The organism is Allorhizocola rhizosphaerae, assembly GCF_003426775.1.
Lineage (GTDB): Bacteria > Actinomycetota > Actinomycetes > Mycobacteriales > Micromonosporaceae > Allorhizocola > Allorhizocola rhizosphaerae.
This window is the reverse complement of record NZ_QJUG01000394.1, coordinates 1-3,922: the sequence shown is the minus strand read 5'-3', so window position 1 is coordinate 3,922 and position 3,922 is coordinate 1. Positions and strand designations below refer to the sequence as shown.

General features: G+C 64.0%; 6 protein-coding genes. 2 read left to right on the top strand and 4 right to left on the bottom strand.

What is annotated here, in order from left to right; translation table 11 throughout:
* Both DM816_RS46080 and DM816_RS43330 read left to right on the top strand, forming a co-directional pair.
* Positions 1–128 (top strand): integrase core domain-containing protein (locus DM816_RS46080; RefSeq protein ID WP_162907721.1); only part of this gene is annotated, 128 nt, incomplete at its 5' end.
* Between the two features lie 53 nt (positions 129–181).
* The gene (locus DM816_RS43330; protein ID WP_162908372.1) at positions 182–451 is read left to right on the top strand and encodes a hypothetical protein; all 270 of its coding nucleotides are present in this window, start codon (positions 182–184) and stop codon (positions 449–451) included.
* A gap of 135 nt (positions 452–586) precedes the next feature.
* Here DM816_RS43330 and DM816_RS40725 read toward each other — a convergent pair whose 3' ends face one another.
* The 4 genes from DM816_RS40725 to DM816_RS40710 form a co-directional block, all read right to left on the bottom strand.
* Positions 587–1,105 carry a DUF2716 domain-containing protein gene (locus DM816_RS40725; RefSeq protein WP_117215784.1) on the bottom strand — a complete coding sequence of 173 codons (519 nt, stop codon included), beginning with the start codon at positions 1,103–1,105 and terminating at the stop codon, positions 587–589.
* A 17-nt stretch (positions 1,106–1,122) separates the two neighbouring features.
* Positions 1,123–1,461 (bottom strand): hypothetical protein, encoded by a 339-nt coding sequence (locus DM816_RS44075; protein ID WP_211589074.1) that lies wholly within the window; start codon positions 1,459–1,461, stop codon positions 1,123–1,125.
* Between the two features lie 348 nt (positions 1,462–1,809).
* Positions 1,810–2,406, bottom strand: a complete 597-nt coding sequence (locus DM816_RS43325) for a hypothetical protein (RefSeq protein WP_162908371.1) — start codon at positions 2,404–2,406, stop codon at positions 1,810–1,812.
* Between the two features lie 103 nt (positions 2,407–2,509).
* On the bottom strand, positions 2,510–3,520 hold the full coding sequence (locus DM816_RS40710; RefSeq protein ID WP_162908370.1) for a Fic family protein: 1,011 nt from the start codon (positions 3,518–3,520) through the stop codon (positions 2,510–2,512).
* Positions 3,521–3,922 lie beyond the last annotated feature (402 nt).

Genomic DNA, 3,922 nt, shown 5'->3' with positions numbered 1-3,922 from the left:
CAGAGGACTGGCGAATCGAGTACAACACGTACAGACCCCACGGCTCGCTGGACGGCCTCACCCCCGAGGCGTTCCGTCAGCAGTGGATCAACAACCACGAAGAACTCTCATCGGTTGTGGACCAATAATCGGGGTCCAGTCACACACACCGGAACGCTTGGCACCGCCTTTTGACTGGGCTGTGCGTTTTCTGCTGCGTCCAAACCTAGCTCTGTACGGCGCGCGCCGTGTGCCGCTTATCGAAGCGGCCGCGGTCGAAGTGATTGAGCGCCTGCGCATCACCCCGAACAACGACGGTCACTTTGGCCACGCCGTGTTCGACGGCTCGGCCCGGGGCACCACCATCGAACGGGAACTGCTGGCGAGCGTTTCGCCGACCACCGTCGGAGTCCCGCCCGGGGCGACGCGGCACGACGCGATGAGCAGACAGTCCGCGTCGCCGGTCTGGTGAACCGCGACGTGCTCGAACAGCTTCGCCCTGCTGAGGTAGGCGTCGAAGTCGATACTCATGTCGTCCAGGTTCACGCCGTCACTGGGGTCCCGGCGGCCATCATCTGCCGCTTGGCCTCATCGAACAGTTCCTCGCTCATACCGTCACCTGCCGGCCGTCGCGTCTCATGACCTTGCCGAGGACTTCATGCAGGTCGGCTTCGACCAGAGCCAAGAGGTCGCCGCCGAACACGCACAGCGACGGCTCCCAGGGGTGGCCAAAAGTGCCGAACCTGAAGTCCTCCGCGAGGTAGATGAAGTAGTCGCCGTCGGGGCACGGCGACAACGGCCAGCCAGGCTGTCCCGGCGGGTCGATGTTCTCCGGCCCGATAAGGCTGGGCCAGACCTGGTAACACAGGTGCTGCCAGTCCAGGCACAGAATCGAACCCTCGCCCGCCAGCGCCGTGAATCCGGCGTGCACGATCTCGACTAGGCGATCCAGGCGCAGGTATCCAGGATCGTCGTCGAGGGTGCTCAGGCTCCAGGTGACCGACGGGGTCGGCTCGGTGATCGCCGGGAAACTGTGCATGCTGGGCCGGAAGTCGAACTCCACGTCGAAGCGATCCCAGACCGCCTTCTCGTCGCCGGTCAACTCGCGGTACGCCCTCGTCGTCACGGCCGCACTCTACTCGATCACCTGCGGTGCCACAGCGTGATATCGCTGCTGGTGGCGACCAGGAGCGTGCGCCCGGAGGCCGAGAAGCCGGTAGCGCGAAGCTCCGAGTAGTCGGAGTCGAAGATGGGCCACCAATGCGTACCGACCGTGCCACGGTAGATATCGCCGTCCAGGGAGAGCGCGACGTGTTCGTTGGGCCAGTCGGGTGCGACGCCATCGACGGTCCAGCCGTCGTCGGTGGCGGTGTGCAGGGCGCCACCGAAGAGCCCGGCGATGCGGACCCGCGTGTCGGCCAGCGGGCCAATCCCCGGGCAGGGCCGGTCCGGTCGGGATGTAGAGGCCCGGATCCGGGTCACGATCGTGGGCGATCTTCGCGCCCGTGGCCGGATCGAACAGGCCGCGATCGTCGTGCGAGACGACCATGAGGAGGTCGGTGCCGCTGGCCGGATCGGCTGCGAAGCCGACACCCAGTAGCACCCACAGGTATGTACCTGTGTGGCGTGGGCAACGCGAGCCACGGCGTCGGCGGCCATGATCGGGGCAGCGAGGAACCGGTCACGCAGCTGCTGATGATACTCGTGCATCACCACCACACGTCTCGTTGAGTCAGTCTTCGTCCGTCGCCAGCACCGCGACCAGCACTCCGCCGCCGGTACCGACGACAAGAGCGTCGATGGTGTGTCGGGTCACCGGCTTCCACGAGTTCAGATCGCTGTTCGTCCACCAACGGGTTTCCACGCCCCAGCAGCACGATCAGCTTCTCGAAAACGTCCTTTGCCTTGTCGACCGGGTAGCGGCCTCGCCCGCGGTACGCAAGCGTTCGCGACGTCATCCCCACGAGGACGGCGACCGCCGTGTCCCGGTCTACCTCGGCCGGGCACGCCGCCAACGTCGCGATCACCTTCACGCTGGAACGATTCGACGATTTCCATGCCGGTGTCCGGGTCGGTGCTGCGCTTGAACTTGTGCCCAGTGACATGTTTTTGCCGGAACGCGCCGTACCGTTCGGCGGTCATCCGGTTCAAGATGCCGAAGTTGATCCGGTCCTGAACATCGAGCACCCCGGCGAATACGGCCTCCGGCTCCTCGCCCAGGTCCGGGCTGCACGGGAATGGGACGATGGGCACCACCCCGTAGGTGTTCTTGACCTGGGAGACCTGCTGCCATGAGGTGATGCCGCTCACCCGGCTGCGGTGGCGCTCATCCTCATGCGTTACCGGCGCGCGGCCCTCCGCCACGAACCGGGGGTGATCGTCTCCGGTTGGTAGACGGTGGCGCGGGATACCCGGCGAGCCGGTCATACCGCGCTCTTGTCAGTCTTGTTCGCCATAGCCGGGAAAGCGTAGCTCCTGCCTCTGACATCCTTCCCGTCCTTTTCACACGGCTGCCCTCGGGGAGCAATGATCATCCTTCGAGTGCGACCCGGATCAGGTCGGTCAGGGGTTCTAGGTCGCCCGCGTCAGCTGCCCGCAGCGCCTGGTGGTAGGCCGGGTAGGAACCGGTGAGATCCGCCGCGATGCGTTTGCCCAGGAGCTCTTCTGCCGCCTGGTCTATCAGAACCCTTGCCAGGCGGCCATTTCCGTCGAGGAACGGCTGGATCGAGGAAAGCCCGAAGTGGAACCGTGCGAGAACCCTGATCACCGCCTCCTGGTCTGCCTTGATGACACTGACGTAGGCGCCGCGCCACCACTGCATCAAATCCAGAACCAGCCGGGGAACGTCATGCGGTGGCGGGGGCTGGAAATGCACCTCGTCAGCGCCAGAAACCCACACTTGCATCTCGCGATACTGCCCACCGATCTTGACGTGAGCACCGCCGGCTTCCATGAGTACCCGGTGCAGCAGCCGCAGCTGCCACACGTTCAGGTTCGCCACCGAAGACCGAACTTCCTCGGCGACGACTTCCGGCGGCTGCGTGGTCAGCAGATGATGCAAGACATCCTGACGCTGAGCATTGAACAACGACAACTGCTCCTCAGCAGTCATCGGCCGGTTTAAGTATTCAAGCCGCAGCCCATATCCGCGCGGGGAGTCTAAAAGGGACCTGATCCGCTCCAGGTGAAAGATCTCATCGGCGCCAGTGCTGCCCGCGAGTTCCTGACGCTGGCCAAGTGTTAGGTGCTGGTTGACGAAAAACACGAAGCCGTCGGCATGATTGGCCGCCACTCCATCACGGTCGTGACGGTATTTCGCCCTGATCTCCGCGAACGTGGGCGGCGTGGGCGGGAAATAGACGGCCGCGACAACCTTACGGCCGTCCCGGAAGGCCACGATGTCCTTGCGCCCGTCCGGCCCGCCAAGGGTCGCTTGTGGATCAACATCAACGAAGCCACACGCATGCATGATCCCGGCGCACAGACGTTCAGCGATGATTTGGCCCAAGCGCCAGTCCCGCAGATCAGTCTCAGTGGTCACGAACAACCAGGTTAGTCAGCGGGCGTATCCAGCACATCGCCGACCTGTGGACGCCAGCACACGGCATCTGACCGCCTGCTACATGAAGGCGAGAATCAATGTGTACGCCCGAACGTCCGAACCGGACGTCCCGATTGGATCGTACGGCTGACCAACTGGCCGGGGTAGGGCGCGAACCTGCGCAAGAGCCCACCGCTCTCAGCTGGGCAAATGTGAATGCCGTGCAGAGCGGGGAACGCCAAATTTTCCGGCCTGGGCCTGCTAGTGTGCCGTCTCAGTTTTGAATAGACAGTTGTGTAGTATTCGATGTCATGACTGCTGCTGCCGATCCGTTACCGGTATCCGATGGTGAGCGGGAAGTGCTGGATTCCCTTGCCCGGTCGCAGACCGCGCCGTTTCGGA